The organism is Mameliella sp. CS4 (assembly GCF_019392335.1).
Taxonomy (GTDB): Bacteria; Pseudomonadota; Alphaproteobacteria; order Rhodobacterales; family Rhodobacteraceae; genus Antarctobacter.
Map to the genome: position 1 here is coordinate 60,751 of NZ_JAHXRQ010000001.1, position 14,085 is coordinate 74,835.

19 protein-coding genes are annotated in these 14,085 nt (G+C 65.7%); 16 read left to right on the forward strand and 3 right to left on the reverse strand.

The annotated features are described in order from the left end of the window. Positions 1-27 precede the first annotated feature (27 nt). On the forward strand, positions 28-369 hold the full coding sequence (locus KZZ07_RS00315; protein ID WP_074621872.1) for an ArsR/SmtB family transcription factor: 342 nt from the start codon (positions 28-30) through the stop codon (positions 367-369). Positions 370-390: 21 nt separating this feature from the next. Here the strand turns inward: KZZ07_RS00315 and KZZ07_RS00320 are convergent, their stop codons facing one another. Both KZZ07_RS00320 and KZZ07_RS00325 read right to left on the reverse strand, forming a co-directional pair. After that, positions 391-1,296 carry a DMT family transporter gene (locus KZZ07_RS00320; protein ID WP_255564082.1) on the reverse strand — a complete coding sequence of 302 codons (906 nt, stop codon included), beginning with the start codon at positions 1,294-1,296 and terminating at the stop codon, positions 391-393. After that, positions 1,293-2,174: a LysR family transcriptional regulator gene (locus tag KZZ07_RS00325; RefSeq protein ID WP_219509972.1), complete on the reverse strand. Its 882-nt coding sequence runs from the start codon at positions 2,172-2,174 to the stop codon at positions 1,293-1,295. The genes KZZ07_RS00320 and KZZ07_RS00325 overlap by 4 nt, the downstream gene beginning before the upstream one ends. A 125-nt stretch (positions 2,175-2,299) precedes the next feature. Between KZZ07_RS00325 and KZZ07_RS00330 the strand changes: the two genes are divergently transcribed. Beyond that, on the forward strand, positions 2,300-2,881 hold the full coding sequence (locus KZZ07_RS00330) for an FMN-dependent NADH-azoreductase (RefSeq protein ID WP_219509980.1): 582 nt from the start codon (positions 2,300-2,302) through the stop codon (positions 2,879-2,881). On the opposite strand, the gene KZZ07_RS00335 is transcribed toward KZZ07_RS00330, so the two are convergent. Further along, positions 2,882-3,325, reverse strand: a complete 444-nt coding sequence (locus KZZ07_RS00335; RefSeq protein ID WP_219509990.1) for a hypothetical protein — start codon at positions 3,323-3,325, stop codon at positions 2,882-2,884. It abuts the gene before it with no gap. Between the two features lie 308 nt (positions 3,326-3,633). On the opposite strand from KZZ07_RS00335, the gene ffh reads away from it, so the two are divergent. From ffh to KZZ07_RS00405, 14 genes are all read left to right on the forward strand, one after another. Beyond that, positions 3,634-5,136, forward strand: coding sequence for a signal recognition particle protein (gene ffh, locus KZZ07_RS00340; RefSeq protein ID WP_219510007.1), 1,503 nt, complete (start codon positions 3,634-3,636; stop codon positions 5,134-5,136). Positions 5,137-5,236: 100 nt separating this feature from the next. Continuing rightward, complete coding sequence (locus tag KZZ07_RS00345) at positions 5,237-5,770, forward strand: GNAT family N-acetyltransferase (RefSeq protein ID WP_219510009.1); 534 nt, start codon at positions 5,237-5,239, stop codon at positions 5,768-5,770. Next, the gene (locus KZZ07_RS00350) at positions 5,767-6,294 is read left to right on the forward strand and encodes a GNAT family N-acetyltransferase (RefSeq protein WP_219510012.1); all 528 of its coding nucleotides are present in this window, start codon (positions 5,767-5,769) and stop codon (positions 6,292-6,294) included. Before KZZ07_RS00345 ends, KZZ07_RS00350 begins: the two co-directional genes overlap by 4 nt. Next, positions 6,291-6,797 carry a GNAT family N-acetyltransferase gene (locus KZZ07_RS00355; protein ID WP_219510014.1) on the forward strand — a complete coding sequence of 169 codons (507 nt, stop codon included), beginning with the start codon at positions 6,291-6,293 and terminating at the stop codon, positions 6,795-6,797. The genes KZZ07_RS00350 and KZZ07_RS00355 overlap by 4 nt, the downstream gene beginning before the upstream one ends. Further along, positions 6,794-7,363, forward strand: a complete 570-nt coding sequence (locus KZZ07_RS00360) for a GNAT family N-acetyltransferase (RefSeq protein ID WP_219510016.1) — start codon at positions 6,794-6,796, stop codon at positions 7,361-7,363. The genes KZZ07_RS00355 and KZZ07_RS00360 overlap by 4 nt, the downstream gene beginning before the upstream one ends. Then, positions 7,363-7,965 carry a GNAT family N-acetyltransferase gene (locus tag KZZ07_RS00365; RefSeq protein WP_219510019.1) on the forward strand — a complete coding sequence of 201 codons (603 nt, stop codon included), beginning with the start codon at positions 7,363-7,365 and terminating at the stop codon, positions 7,963-7,965. Before KZZ07_RS00360 ends, KZZ07_RS00365 begins: the two co-directional genes overlap by 1 nt. 36 nt (positions 7,966-8,001) lie before the next feature. Next, the gene (locus tag KZZ07_RS00370) at positions 8,002-8,298 is read left to right on the forward strand and encodes a chorismate mutase (RefSeq protein WP_219510021.1); all 297 of its coding nucleotides are present in this window, start codon (positions 8,002-8,004) and stop codon (positions 8,296-8,298) included. A gap of 44 nt (positions 8,299-8,342) precedes the next feature. Continuing rightward, entirely contained in the window at positions 8,343-8,705 is a 363-nt protein-coding gene (rpsP, locus tag KZZ07_RS00375; RefSeq protein WP_219510023.1) for a 30S ribosomal protein S16, read from the forward strand. Positions 8,706-8,896: 191 nt separating this feature from the next. Continuing rightward, positions 8,897-9,403: a ribosome maturation factor RimM gene (gene rimM, locus KZZ07_RS00380; protein WP_219510031.1), complete on the forward strand. Its 507-nt coding sequence runs from the start codon at positions 8,897-8,899 to the stop codon at positions 9,401-9,403. A gap of 297 nt (positions 9,404-9,700) precedes the next feature. After that, complete coding sequence (locus tag KZZ07_RS00385) at positions 9,701-10,780, forward strand: hypothetical protein (RefSeq protein ID WP_219510034.1); 1,080 nt, start codon at positions 9,701-9,703, stop codon at positions 10,778-10,780. Between the two features lie 72 nt (positions 10,781-10,852). Continuing rightward, positions 10,853-11,656, forward strand: coding sequence for a tRNA (guanosine(37)-N1)-methyltransferase TrmD (gene trmD / locus KZZ07_RS00390; RefSeq protein ID WP_219510044.1), 804 nt, complete (start codon positions 10,853-10,855; stop codon positions 11,654-11,656). A gap of 4 nt (positions 11,657-11,660) precedes the next feature. Then, positions 11,661-12,113, forward strand: coding sequence for a GNAT family N-acetyltransferase (locus KZZ07_RS00395; RefSeq protein WP_219510052.1), 453 nt, complete (start codon positions 11,661-11,663; stop codon positions 12,111-12,113). A gap of 61 nt (positions 12,114-12,174) precedes the next feature. Next, positions 12,175-12,510: a hypothetical protein gene (locus tag KZZ07_RS00400; RefSeq protein ID WP_219510054.1), complete on the forward strand. Its 336-nt coding sequence runs from the start codon at positions 12,175-12,177 to the stop codon at positions 12,508-12,510. A 461-nt stretch (positions 12,511-12,971) separates the two neighbouring features. Further along, positions 12,972-13,892 (forward strand): Hint domain-containing protein, encoded by a 921-nt coding sequence (locus tag KZZ07_RS00405; protein ID WP_219510061.1) that lies wholly within the window; start codon positions 12,972-12,974, stop codon positions 13,890-13,892. Positions 13,893-14,085: the final 193 nt, after the last annotated feature.

A 14,085-nucleotide genomic window follows, 5' to 3' on the forward strand; every position in this document is an offset into this window, starting at 1 on the left:
GGCCACCGCTTTCCGCGCCAGTGCAAGATGAGCGACCGTCTCGACACCGTCTTTGCCGCGCTCGCCGATCCGACGCGCCGCCGCATCCTGTCGATGCTGCTGGAGGACGATATGGCCGTGACCGACGTCGCCCACCCGTTCGAAATGTCGCTGGCGGCCATCTCCAAGCACCTCGTCATCCTGACCCGCGCGGGCCTTATCAGCCAGGAAAAGCGCGGCCGCGTGAAATGGTGCAAGCTGGAACCCGACGCCCTGCGCGAGGCCAGCATCTGGATGCAGGCCTTCGGGCAGTTCGACCAGTTCGACCTCGACGGCTTTGAACGCTTCCTGGAACAGGAACTGGCCCCGGCGCCCGAGGACAAGCCCTGACCTCTCTGCGATCCTTCCACGTCAGGAGGCTGGCACTTCCTTGGGCTTTTCTTCGTCCTTGAGCAGCAGAAGCAACGAAAAGGCGGTCAGCGCCACCCCCGGCAGGATCATCGCGGTCGGCACGCCCTGCCCCAGCACCAGTTCCCACAGGATCACGCAGGACGGCACGATATAGGTATAAGCCATGACCTTGGCCGCCGGCAGCCGCAGCGTCGCGTAGCGCAGGATCACGAAGGTCACGCCGGTCGCCGCCAAAGCGACATAGAGGATCGTCCACCAGACGATCATTGGCAGCGCGCCCCAGTCCATCGCCACCAGGCCCGGCCCCGCCCAGATGCACAGGATCACCGAGCCAGCCGTCAGGATGCCCGCGTTGAAGGCGATGCCGGATTCCCCCCGGCTCAGCTTGCGCAGCATCGGGGCATAAAGCGCATGCGCCACGCAGCCCCAGAAATAGATCGCCTCGCCGCGACCGATCTCGAACCGCAACAGGGCCGCCAGGTCGGCGTCAAAGATCACCCAGAGCGCGCCCACCCCGCCCACGACGATGGCCAGGGCCATGCGGGGTGTCGTGACCTGACGCACGACCAGATAGCCGAACACCGCCGTCAGCGCCGGGTTCAGCGTGAAGACCGCCGCCATGCTGACCGGGGCCGCCGTCTTGAGCCCCTCGAACATGGTGACGAAATAGAACACAAAGAGCCCCGCAAGGACAAAGTACCGCCAGGGCGCATCAAAGACCGCGCGCGTTACCTTGCCCGTGGCCAGCGCCCAGCCCCAGAGCACCGCGCCCGCCAGCAGGAACCGCACCGCGTTCAGCACCTCGGGTTCGATATGCGGCGCCGCCATGGCACCCAGCGAAAACGACCCAGAGACCAGCATGGCAAACCCCAGCATGGCCAGGTGCCCGCGCCCTGCCTCGCTCATCGGGCCGATCCTTCCCCGGCGAACGCCTTGAGATGCGACAGGAAGGCCTGGACCTTGGCCGTCCGATGCAGATCGACATGGGTCACCAGCCAGAGCGGCGAGGCCCAGTCGTCGCGCGGGGGCATGACCTGCACCAGCTCCGGGTGCAGCGCCGCTTCGCGGCAGCCCATGAACCCGATCCCGGCCCCCTCTGTGACCGCAGCCTCCAATACGCGCGAATCCGTGCTGCGAAAAACGACATGGTCCGCAGGGACCCGCGACCGCAGCCAGCGCGAAAAGGGCGCGCGGCTTTCGGGATCGTCGTGAGAGACGAAGAAATGGGCCGCCAGGTCGTCTTCACCCTCGGGCATCCCGTGCCGGGAGATATAGTCGCGATGGGCGTACAGCGCGATGTCCTGACGGGCAAAGCCCTGCACCACGTTATCGGGTTCCTGAGGGGCGGGACCGGCGCGCAGCGCCACATGCGCCTCGCCGTATTCCAGCCGGAACACCCGGTCATCGGTCAGGAAACGCACGATCACGTCCGGGTACTGAGCACGGAAACTGGTCAATGCCGGGACCAGCAGTGGCGCGAAAGCCACCAGGGACGTGACCAGCAGATCGCCCGCCACCTCGTTGCCGCGTCCCTTGATGCGGCCTTCGAGCTGCTGCAACTGGTCGTCCGTGGTCTGGGCCACGCGCATCAGGTCATGGCCCGCCTCTGTTGCGGTATAGCCGCGCGCGTGCCGTTGGAACAGCTTGACACCCAGCCGCCCTTCCAGAGCGTCGATATGGCGGATCACCGTCGCGTGGTGCACGCCCAGCACCTCTGCCGCACCGCTGACCGTGCCCAGCCGGGCCACCTGGTAGGCCGTGCGGATCTCATCCCAGTTGTCCATGTGCCCCTCGCTTGGCCGTCTGCGCATATGCGCACAGTACCTGCGCTTAATGCGATATTGAGTTCACAAATGCAATGGTCAAGTTGGGGGCATCGAATGGATCACTCCTGGAAAGGACCCGACACATGACCAATACCGTTCTGCGCATCGACGCCTCTGCCCGCGGCACCGAATCCGTCAGCCGCCAGCTTGCCGACGAGGTGATCTCGCGCCTCAACCCCGCCACCGTGGTTTCGCGCGACCTGGCGGAAACCCCGCCCCAGATCGACACCCACTGGCTGGAAGCCAATGTTACGCCCGAGTCCGACCGCACCCCGGACCAGCGCGAACGCCTGGCCCTGTCCGACGCGCTGATCGAGGAGGTCCGCGCCGCCGACACTCTGGTGATCGCGCTGCCGATCTACAACTTCGGCGTGCCGTCGGGCGTCAAGGCCTGGTTTGACCAGATCGCCCGCGCCGGCATCACCTTCCGCTATACCGAGGAAGGCCCCGAAGGCCTGATGACCGGCAAGCGCGCCATCATTACCGTCGCTTCGGGCGGCACCGAGGTCGACGGCCCGATCGACTTTGCGACCCCGTGGCTGCGCCATGTGCTGGGCTTTATCGGCATCACCGACATCCAGGTGGTCCGTTCCGACCGGCAAATGGTCGATGCCGAAGCCTCCAAGGCGCGCGCCAAGGAAGACCTGTCACGCCTCGCGGCCTGATCAGGGCGACGCGGCCCTCGGCCCGATCCGTCCCAGCAGCCCCCGCACCTCGCGATCCCGCGGATCAAGCTCCGCATAAAGCAGGGCCTCCGCGGGATCGCGGAACACCTCCAGCGGATAGGGCCCCCTCGCCCGGACCGCATCCCGGTACAGGCGGCAGATGCCATGGTTCACCTTGCCGGGAGCAAAGATCGAGGTGCGCGCCCGCGGGTCGCGCGCCTCGTGATAGGCGCTCAGACGATGCGCCAGACGCGCGGTTTCCGCAAAGAAGCCCTCGGGAAACCTGCAGTCCATCACATCCAGCAGAATGTGCTGCCCGCCGTCGAACAACGAATCCGACCGGTAGCGCAGGAAGGTTTCTATGTTCTGCTCCACGGTGATGTCGTCCCTGAACAGGACCAGAACGATGTTCAGGTGAGGATAGACCTGGAAGGTGGCAGGCATGTCGGACCGGGTTTCTTTTGGCTGCGGGCGGCGTTCCGCGGTCCTTGCCACAGTCCCTGCCCCTCCGGCAAGGCGACCAGTTGGCCCCTGACTTGCGCGATCTTGACTCGCGCCTCCCGTTCCCCTAACAGCTTCCCATCTCCGGGAGTCCTCTGGCCTTCCGGTCCCTTGGGCTATGCCCGGGATCGCCCTCCGTCAGCGCGTTGCGCCCACGGGGGCTCTCGCGCTTTGACCCGTCCGATTGTGATGCACGCCGCGCGCCCTTACCTTGAGGGCGCAATACGAAGGAAAAGGAGGCCCTGCGCCCCATGTTCGAAAATCTCTCCGAACGCCTCGGCGGCGTCTTCGACCGTCTGACCAAGCAGGGCGCCCTGTCCGAGGATGACGTCCGCACCGCCCTGCGCGAGGTCCGCGTGGCCCTGCTCGAGGCCGACGTCTCACTGCCCGTGGCGCGCCAGTTCATCAAGGCGGTCGAAAAAAAGGCCACCGGTGCCGCCGTCACGAAATCCGTCACCCCCGGCCAGCAGGTTGTCAAGATCGTCCATGACGAGTTGATCGCGGTTCTCGCCGGCGAGGATGGCGAACCCGGCAAGCTGCGCATCGACAGCCCGCCCGCGCCGATCCTGATGGTCGGCCTGCAGGGCGGCGGCAAGACCACCACCACCGCCAAGCTGGCCAAGCGCCTGAAGGAACGTGACGGCAAGAAAGTCCTGATGGCCTCGCTCGACGTCAACCGCCCGGCGGCGATGGAACAGCTCGCCATCCTCGGCACCCAGATCGGCGTCGACACGCTGCCCATCGTCAAGGGCGAAGACCCGGTTACCATCGCGAAACGCGCCAAGACCCAGGCGGGCCTGGGCGGCTATGACGTCTACATGCTCGACACCGCCGGGCGCCTCTCGATCGACGAAGAGTTGATGGCACAGGTCGAAGCCGTCCGTGACGTCGCCAACCCGCGCGAAACCATCCTCGTGGTCGACGGCCTGACCGGCCAGGACGCGGTCCACACGGCCGAGAATTTCGACAACCGCATCGGCATCTCCGGCGTCGTGCTGACCCGGATGGACGGCGACGGCCGCGGCGGCGCCGCCCTGTCGATGCGCGCCGTCACCGGCAAGCCGATCAAGTTCGTCGGCCTCGGCGAAAAGATGGACGCGCTCGAAACCTTCGAGCCGGACCGCGTCGCGGGCCGCATCCTCGGCATGGGCGACATCGTGGCCCTCGTCGAGAAGGCGCAACAGACGCTGGAGGCCGAACAGGCCGAGCGGATGATGAAGCGCTTCCAGAAGGGTCAGTTCAACATGAACGACCTCAAGATGCAGCTCGAACAGATGATCAAGATGGGCGGCATGGAGGGCATGATGTCCATGATGCCCGGCATGGGCAAGATGGCCAAGCAGATGGACGGTGCCGGCATCGACGACAAGATGCTGCGCCAGCAGATCGCCCTGATCCAGTCGATGACCAAGAAGGAACGCGCCAACCCGCAGATCCTGCAGGCCAGCCGCAAGAAGCGCATCGCCAAAGGCTCGGGCATGGAGGTCGCCGACCTCAACAAGCTGCTCAAGATGCAGCGCCAGATGTCCGACATGATGAAGAAGATGGGCAAGATGGGCAAAGGCGGCGCGCTGAAACAGGCCATGCGCGGCATGTTCGGCGGCAAGGGCGGCCTGCCCCCGGAAATGGCCCAGGGCATGGACCCCAAGGCGATTGAGGCCGCAGCCAAACAGATGGGCGGCAAAACCGGCATGCCCGGCCTCGGCGGCGGCGCCCTGCCCCCCGGCCTCTCCGGTCTCGGCAAGAAGAAGTAACGAAAGGACAGACAGACCCGGTGTTTCTTTGGGCTGAAAATACCTCCCGCCGGAGGCACCCGCCTTCACCACAGGAACCACCGTCCACGTTGACTCGCCCATGCCCGCCCCCACGCTGCATACCCCGCGCCTGACGCTGCGCGCCCATGTCGAAACCGACATGACCCCGTTCTGGGACTTCCACCAGAGCGACCGGGCCGCCTATGTCTGGCGCCCGAAGACCCTGACGCATCAATGGCTCGGCTTCGCCTCCGAGGTCGGCAGCTGGGACCTCCTGGGGCACGGCAGCTGGGCTGTCGACCTCAAGGGGGGCCAGGTCATCGGTCAGGTCGCCATCACCCGTCCCCCGATGTTCCCCGAGCGCGAGATCGGCTGGATCTTCTTCGACGGATTCGAGGGCAAGGGCTATGCCACCGAGGCCGCCACCGCCGCGCTGCACTGGGCCTGGGCGCAGGGCTGGACCACGCTGGTCAGCTACATCCACCCCGACAACGCCCGCTCCATCGCGCTGGCCACCCGGCTGGGCGCGGTACACGACCCCGACGCGCAGCTGCCCGACGGTGAAACGGCGCGGGAAACGCTGGTCTATCGCCACAGCCCCGACGCGGACGGCAGCCCGGAGGCCTACGCATGAGCCTGACTCAAGCCCCCCGCCTGGAAACCGAACGCCTGATCCTGCGCGGCCCGGAAAAGCGCGACGCCGAAGCAGTCATCGCCTTTCTGCTGGACCAGGAGCGCGCCGCCGGCTTTGGCGCCTCTCCCACTCGCGGCGATGCCTGGCGCTGGTTTTCGCTGAACGTCGGCCACTGGCATTGGCACGGCTACGGGTATTTTGTCATCGAGATGAAGGAGACCGGCGAGGCTGCCGGGATCTCCGGCATCTGGAACCCCGAAAGCTGGCCCGAACCCGAGGTAGGCTGGGTCGTCTTCGAGGGCTACGAGGGCAAGGGCATCGCCTATGAGGCCGCACAGCGCGCCCGCCGCTGGGCCTACGAGGATCTGGGCTTTACCACGCTGACCTCGAATATCGTACCAAGCAACGAACGGTCCAAAGCCCTGGCCCGGCGCCTTGGGGCCGCCTACGAGCGCACCTATCACAACGAGAACATGGGCGAGGACGAACTCTGGCGCCATCCCGGTCCGGAGGCGCTGGCATGATCCCTCAGATCACCGTGACCAGCGACCGCCTGACCCTGCGCACCCCGCTGGAAGAGGATTTTCCGGTCGTGTCCGCCTTCATGGCCTCGGAGCGCGCCCGCTTTGTCGGCGGGCCGGTGACGGATGAATTCGACCAGTGGCGTGGCTTCCTGGCTGGCTTCGGCCACTGGGCGCTGCGCGGTTATGGCTTTTTCATGGTTCTCCACGACGGCCAAAAGGTCGGGCGCGTGGGCGTCGTCAACCATGTCATGTGGGACGAGCCCGAACTGGGCTGGCACATCTTCGACGGTTTCGAAGGGCAGGGCTTTGCCACAGAGGCCGCCGCCCGCATCCGGGACTGGGCCAGCGCGGAGCGCGGCCTTGGCCCGCTAATTTCCTACATCCACCCCGACAACGCGCCCTCCCGCAGGGTCGCTGAACGGTTGGACGCGCATTTCGAGCGTGACACAAACCTGCTGGGCCATCCCGCCCAGGTCTGGCGCCACATCGGGGAGCGGGCATGACCGCACCCTGCGAACGCCATATCCCGGGCCCCGGCGCCCGCGTCGCCGCCCGGTTGGGCGGTCGGCTGCCGGTGCTCGACACCCGGCGTCTGCAACTGCGCGGCCCACGGATCTATGATTTCGATGCCTATGCGACGATCTTCTGTTCCGATCGCGCGCTCCACATGGGCGGCCCGATGACCCGCGCGGCCGCCTGGGCGGATTTCACCAATTACTGCGCCTGCTGGCTGCTGCACGGGTTCGGGCTCTGGACCATCGACGCCAGCACCACGCCCTCGGCGGGGTTCGCGCTGATCGGCTACGCATACGAAGACCCCGAGCCGGAGCTAGGCATCTTCCTGACCACCGAGGCCGAGGGCAAGGGATATGCGACAGAGGCGGTCGAGGCGGTGCGCGGCCACGCCTTCGAAACACTGAAGTGGGACAGCGTCGTGTCCTATGTCGCGCCAAAGAACGGCCGTTGCATTGCCCTGATGACCCGGCTTGGCGCTCGCCGCGACGCCGAGGCCGAGGCCGCACTTACCGACGACACCCTTGTTTTCCGCCACCACAGGGAGGCCGCCTGATGGGTCATCGTGACATCCCTGTCCTGGAGACCAAACGGTTGATCCTGCGCGGCCCGGAACCCCAGGACTACCCGGACTTCAAAGCCACTTTCGCCTCGTACCGGTCGCGCTTCATGGGTGGTCCGCTGAATGCCTACGAGACCTGGATGCTCTATGCCGCAGAAATCGGCCACTGGGAAATCCGCGGTTTCGGCATGTGGATGATCCACCTGCGCGACACCGATGAAACCGTCGGCATGGCCGGCGGCTGGTTCCCGGCAAAATGGCCCGAGCGCGAGATCGCCTGGATCATCTGGCCGGACCAGGCCGGCAAGGGCTATGCGCTGGAAGCGACCGACCGGGTTCGGCGGCACGTCTACGATGACCTCGGGTGGGACAGCGCCGTCAGCTACATCGACCCCAAGAACCTGGATTCGATCCGGCTTGCCGAACGCCTGGGCTGCAAGAAGGACGCGACCGCGCCCTCGATCGACGGCAGTGACGCGGTCTATCGCCATCCCTCGCCAGAGGATCTGCGCGGACAGGTCGGGCACGGGGTCGCGATGGAAATCGCGCATTGCCAGGACCCGCTGTTCAAACCGAAAGGCTGGGCCGTTGACTGACATCCCCCGCACCGTTTCGCCCGAAAGGACCGCCTCATGACCGATCCCGTCATCCGCGCCGCGGATCTGCTGAAGGAACATCGCGAAAGCATCGACCGGCTGGACGCGATCCTTGTCTTCACGCTGGCCGAACGGTTCAAGCACACCCAGGCCGTGGGCGTCCTCAAGGCGCAGCACGACCTTCCCCCATCCGACCCCGCGCGTGAGGAAAAACAGATCGCGCGGCTCCAGGATCTTGCGACCCAGGCCGACCTCGACCCGGAATTCGCCAAGAAATTCCTGAACTTCGTCATTCAGGAAGTCATCCAGCACCACAAGCAACACCAGACCTAAGACGGCCCTGTCCGTCTTCAGCCATTCGACAAAGGAGAAAACAAATGGCAGTCAAGATTCGTCTCGCCCGTGGCGGCTCGAAAAAGCGTCCCTTCTACCGCATCGTGGCCGCGGACTCGCGCATGCCGCGCGACGGCCGCTTCATCGAGAAGCTCGGCACCTACAACCCGCTCCTGCCCAAGGACAGCGAAGACCGCGTCAAGATGGACGTCGAACGCATCCAGTACTGGCTGGGCGAAGGCGCGCAGGCCACCGACCGCGTGTCGCGCTTCCTCGAAACCGCTGGCGTGATCGAGAAGAAAGAGCGCAACAACCCCAAGAAGGGCACCCCGGGCAAGAAAGCCCAGGAACGCGCCGAAGAGAAAGCCGAAAAGGCTGCCGCAGCGGCTGGCGCCGACGCGGAATAAGACCTGCGGAGCGGGACGGCAGGCCGCGCCTGTCGTCCCCTCCCTTTCCCCATGTTTCGTCTGATACGCAGTTTCTTTCTGTTGGTGATCGCCTTCACCGCCGGGTTTTTCTATTCCGAATTGACATGGCATGATCGCTGTGTGGACAAGGGAGGCGAGGCCCGTGGTGGAGTCTGTTTCGGAATATCGCAATGACTGACACGATCTGCGTCGGTGCGATCGCGGGCGCCTTTGGCGTTCATGGCGAGGTGCGCCTCAAGAGTTTCACATCTGATCCGCTGGCGGTGGCTGACTATGCGCCGCTGAGCACAGAAGACGGCACCCGCCTCTTCGAGATCGAGATCACCCGTGAGATCAACAACGGCTTTGCCGCCCATCTGTCCGGTGTCCGGACAAAGGAAGAGGCCGACGCCCTCAAGGGCACCCGCCTTTATGCCCCGCGTGACCGGCTGCCCAACCTGCCCGACGACGAATATTACCACGCCGACCTGATAGGCCTGCCCGTCTTCGACTCTGGCGGGGTCGAACTGGGCAAGGTCCGCGCGGTGCAGAACCACGGCGCGACCGACCTTCTGGAACTCCAGGTTCCCGGTAAATCCAGTACGGTCCTCCTGCCCTTCACGCTGGCGGCGGTGCCGACTGTCGACCTGACCGCGGGCCGCATCGTGGCCGACCCGCCCGAGGGCCTGTTCGACTGACCGACCGGCCCGTTCCGGGTGCGCACTTCGCGCCATAGGTGACGCTGCACGCGCCACGACAGCCTGTGCCCGCGACTCGCTTTGGCCCGGGTTTCATCCGGATTTTCGCCAGATACCGACCCGGCCCCGCGGTATTTTACCGCTACAGAAAACAACCCCCTGCAAAGACGGTCAGTGTCGCCCCCTGCGAAACACAGCCCGCCAATTTGGCCCGTCTCGCGCCACGTTCAAGCCGCAATTTTCGGCCAATTTTAACCGCATTCGACATGGGTTTGAGGGGCTGACGTGGACGCTTTCGTGTATCGACTCGCACTGACAGGGGTGGCTATCGGACCGGCCTTCCTGGCCGCACTGCTGCCTGCCCCTGCCATCGGCGTGCCGATCGCCCTGGCCATCGGCGGGATGGGCAGTCTCTATGCGCTCATGACCTCGCTGCGCGGACGCAAGGCGCGCCCGCGTCCGGCCGGTCCCGTGCTTCTGCGGCGCGCTTCGCTGCGCAGACGCGACAACACCCTGCCCTCGACCACCGATCAACGCCTGGCCCTGGCCGATGCGCTGGCCGCCGCCGTCGACCTGCGCGCCGAACCCGAGGCGCCGCCGACCCGCGAAACCGCCATCGCGCGCATTCTCGGGCGCATTCTGGACAGCTGGAAGGTCACGGATCTTGCAGAGCTGCCGCCCGATCTGACGATTGCATTGACCCAACTGGAACGCCTGCTGAAGGCAGATCCCGGCGAGGCCGGCCGCATCGCGCAGATGTTCCAACGTCCCGACGTGGTGCTGAGCCTGCGCGACGAGATCGAAAAGATCGCCGAGGCGCGCGCCACCTACGACCGGGCCTTTGCCGCCTTTCAGGCCACCCGCCTGATGTACGCCGCCAGCCCGAAGCCCGGCAATCTGACCGAGGCGCTGCAAAGCCTCGGCACGGTGGACAGGGATCTGTGGCACCGCATCGTGCTGGAACACGATCCAACCGACCCGGCCCAGCGCAGCGCCGCCCTGTGGTGCGTGAGCCAACCGGAATGCGATCGCGCGACGGTCGCCGCCTACCTGTCCAGCCTGCCGGAGGAGGCGCAGTTGCAGAACGCCGAGATCGACGGCGACCTCGGGTTTCTGGGGCAGGTGCGCCGCATCATCGACAACTGCAACGCCGGGATCTACCGCAAGCAGGAACTGGCCTATTCGCCGGACAGCGGCAGCGCCGCGGCGCTTGCGCGCGAACTGGACGGGCTTGCCGTTCTGAATCGTGAGCCCCGCTGGCCGGACCCGCAATGTCTCTTTGTCCTGTACGAAGGCCGCGACCCCCGCCCGCGACCGGCCTGGGACATTGCCCTGGGCCGCCTTGTCGCCGCGCCGAACCGGGCCGACTATCTCTGAGGGAGGGGCACATCCTTGCCCCCTGCCCCCGGCTCGGGCTAAAGGGCGCGTCAAAGCAGGACGCCCTTACCCATGACAAAGAAGTCTCCCCCATCCCGATCCCACGGGCGCAAGACGATCCGCCCCACGCTCAAACCCCGCGAGTTGATGGACCCGGAGGCAGAGCTGGCCCGCGCCTGGCGCGCGCAGGTCATCACACTTTTCCCCGAGGCCTTTCCCGGGACGCTTGGCCTGTCCCTGACCGGCAAGGCGCTGAAGGACGGGCTCTGGCAGTTGAATACCGTCCCGCTGCGCGCCTTCGGTGAGGGCAAGCACCGAAACGTCGATGATACGCCGGCGGGCGGTGGGGCCGGCATGGTCCTGCGCCCCGACGTCATGGGCGCGGCAATCGAGACGGCACGCGCCCAGCAACACGCCGGGGCACCGCTGGTCTACCTCTCGCCGCGCGGGCGGCCCTTTACACAAGGCATGGCGCGTGACCTTGCCACGCGTCCCGGGATCACGCTGATCTGCGGCCGGTTCGAGGGTCTCGACCAGCGCGTGATCGACCATTTCAACATCGCCGAGGTGTCCATCGGTGACTACGTCCTGACCGGCGGAGAAATCGCCGCGCAGGTCATGCTGGATGCCATTGTACGCCTCTTGCCCGGCGTCCTGGGCAACGCCGAGTCCGCCGAGGAAGAAAGCTTTTCCGACGGACTGCTGGAACATCCGCAATACACCCGTCCCGCCGAATGGCAGGGCCGGGCGATCCCGCCGGTTCTGCTGTCCGGCAACCACGGCGCGGTCGAGGACTGGCGCCGCGCGGAGTCCGAGAAACTGACGCAGGAACGCCGGCCCGATCTCTGGCAGGCGCATCTTGGGACAGAGGACTGACCCGATGATCCGCTTTCGCCGCGCCACCGCCGAGGACCTGCCCGCCATTGTCGCCCTGCTGGCCGACGATGACCTGGGGGCGGCGCGCGAGGATGCCTCTCTGCCGCTGAACCAGGCCTATGTGTCGGCCTTCGCGGGGATCGACGCGGACCCGAACCAGTTGCTGGCCGTGGCCGTCCGCGAGGACGAGATCCTGGGCTGCCTGCAGATCACCTTTCTGCCCGGCCTGTCGCGCAAGGGCGCCTGGCGCGGCCAGATCGAATCCGTGCGCATCGCCCGCGCGGCGCGGGGCGACGGGCTTGGCCGGCAGATGTTCGACTGGGCAATCGAAACCTGCCGTGCGCGCGGCTGCACCCTGGTGCAGCTGACTTCTGACATGACCCGCCCCGAAGCCCATCGGTTCTACGAAAGCCTCGGCTTCACCGGCAGCCATACCGGCTTCAAGCTGGCGCTCTGACCGGCTTTACAGGTCGGACGGCCCGTGCCAGCCTGCCCCGGTCCAGCCTTGGAGAGCCCTCATGCGACTTGTCCCCTCTCTTGCCCTTTGCCTTCTCGCGTGCCCGGCCCTGGCCTGGGAACACACGGTGGAATGGCGGTTCCAGGGACCCGAGATCGCGAGCTTTCGGGTCATAACCCCAGACTTCGACGAGGACCCGGTGAGGCTGGAGGTTTCGCTGTCCCACCAGCACTACGGCGACACCGTTGTCACGATCGAGGCCGACAACGGGCTGGGCGAATGTGCCGACACGCTGTCCTATGCCCAGGGCAATCCTTTCGTGACTGTCGTCCTGACCGCGAACCTCAACGCGCAGACCATGAACGGCACCACGCTGGTGCAATGTTCGACGCGCTAGCAAGGCCGCCCCTGCGTTGACGAAACGGCAGGATTTTTTGGCATTCCCTTCCGGGGACTTCTGGCTATCTTGCTGAAAACTTGATTGTTTCGGAATAACCATGTCCACCATTGACCACTGCGGAGGGGTTTTCTGCCCCAATCCCATCGGCCCGGTATCGCCTGGCCGCACAGCAAGACCAAGCGCCCGGACAGCCTGTTCCCCACACATGGGACATGCGCCGCTGAGAGGGCCGCAAGGGAGCCAATGACGCGCCCAGCGCGTCGGCCCTGACGGACACGGACGGCATACCGCACATCTGCGCATGCCCTTCCCCCACCTGACAGAACGTCGGCACATCAAACCACCCAGCGCGTGAGCCCCGGTTTGCGCGCTTTGTGGCGCCCACTGCGGGCGCCCTTTCGAACGCATCATACAGGCCATTGCGCCAGAGAGATTGAACCAAAGATGAGTGTACCCCAATGCCCAACTTCCAAGCGACCGACATGCTGTATTTCCGAGGCTCGGACACCGGTTCGACCCTGACCCCAACCGGGAATTACCTGCTCTACACCTCAGACACGACCGTGGTGGACGGCAACAATGACGGCGAGGTCGACATTGGCTTCGACTACCTTCAGTGGGGCAGCAACACGCTCTCCTTCAGCACCTTCACCATCACGATCAACGGCAACGAATATGCCATTTTCCAGGACGACCGGGATTTCTACATTCCCTTCGATTCCAGCATCGATGACCTCTCGTCGCTGCACGGCACCTCCGTCACGCAGCCAATTTCCTCGCCCACGGCGTCCGCCAGCACGATCAACTGCTTTGCAGCAGGCACCCGGATCGCGACCGCGACCGGCGATGTCGCCGTCGAAACACTGACGGCCGGTCAGGAGATCCTGCGGGCCGATGGCGGCACTTCGCGGGTGCGCTGGGTCGGCCATCAGGCGGTGCGCCCCGCCGACGGCCACCTTGTCGTGATCCGCGCCGGGGCCCTGGGTGAGGGGCTGCCTCTGCGCGACCTGGTCGTCACCGGCGATCACGGAATGGTTCTGGACGGGCATGTCGTCAACGCCTCTGTCCTGATAAACGGGCGCGGGATCACCTGGGCCGACCCGGCGCAGATGCCCCAGACCGTCACCGTCTACCATGTCGAGACTGAGACCCACGAGGCGCTGCTGGCCGAAGGCGCTCCGGCAGAAACCTATGTCGATTACGCCGCGCGTGGCGCCTTTGCCAACTACCAGGAATACCTGGAACTGAACGGCGCAGACCGGCTCATCCGCGAGATGGCCCTGCCCCGGATTTCCAGCCGCCGCTTCCTGCCCGACAGCATCCGCGCCCGGCTGGACGACAATGCCCCGCGGCACGCGGATTTTGCGCAGAGCGCCTGATCGCACCGGCGCTTGCAGGCTGCGGGTCTTGGTCCTTGATTTAGCTCTGGCACGCATGTAAGGACACGCATCTTTCGGTGCCGGGGCGACTCGGCACCGATTGGTTTTGTTGTCCGGAAACGGGCGGCACCCGAACAAAGAACAGCTGGTCATCTTTATCCCGACAGGGGGAAAGCACTGCCCAGACATCTCC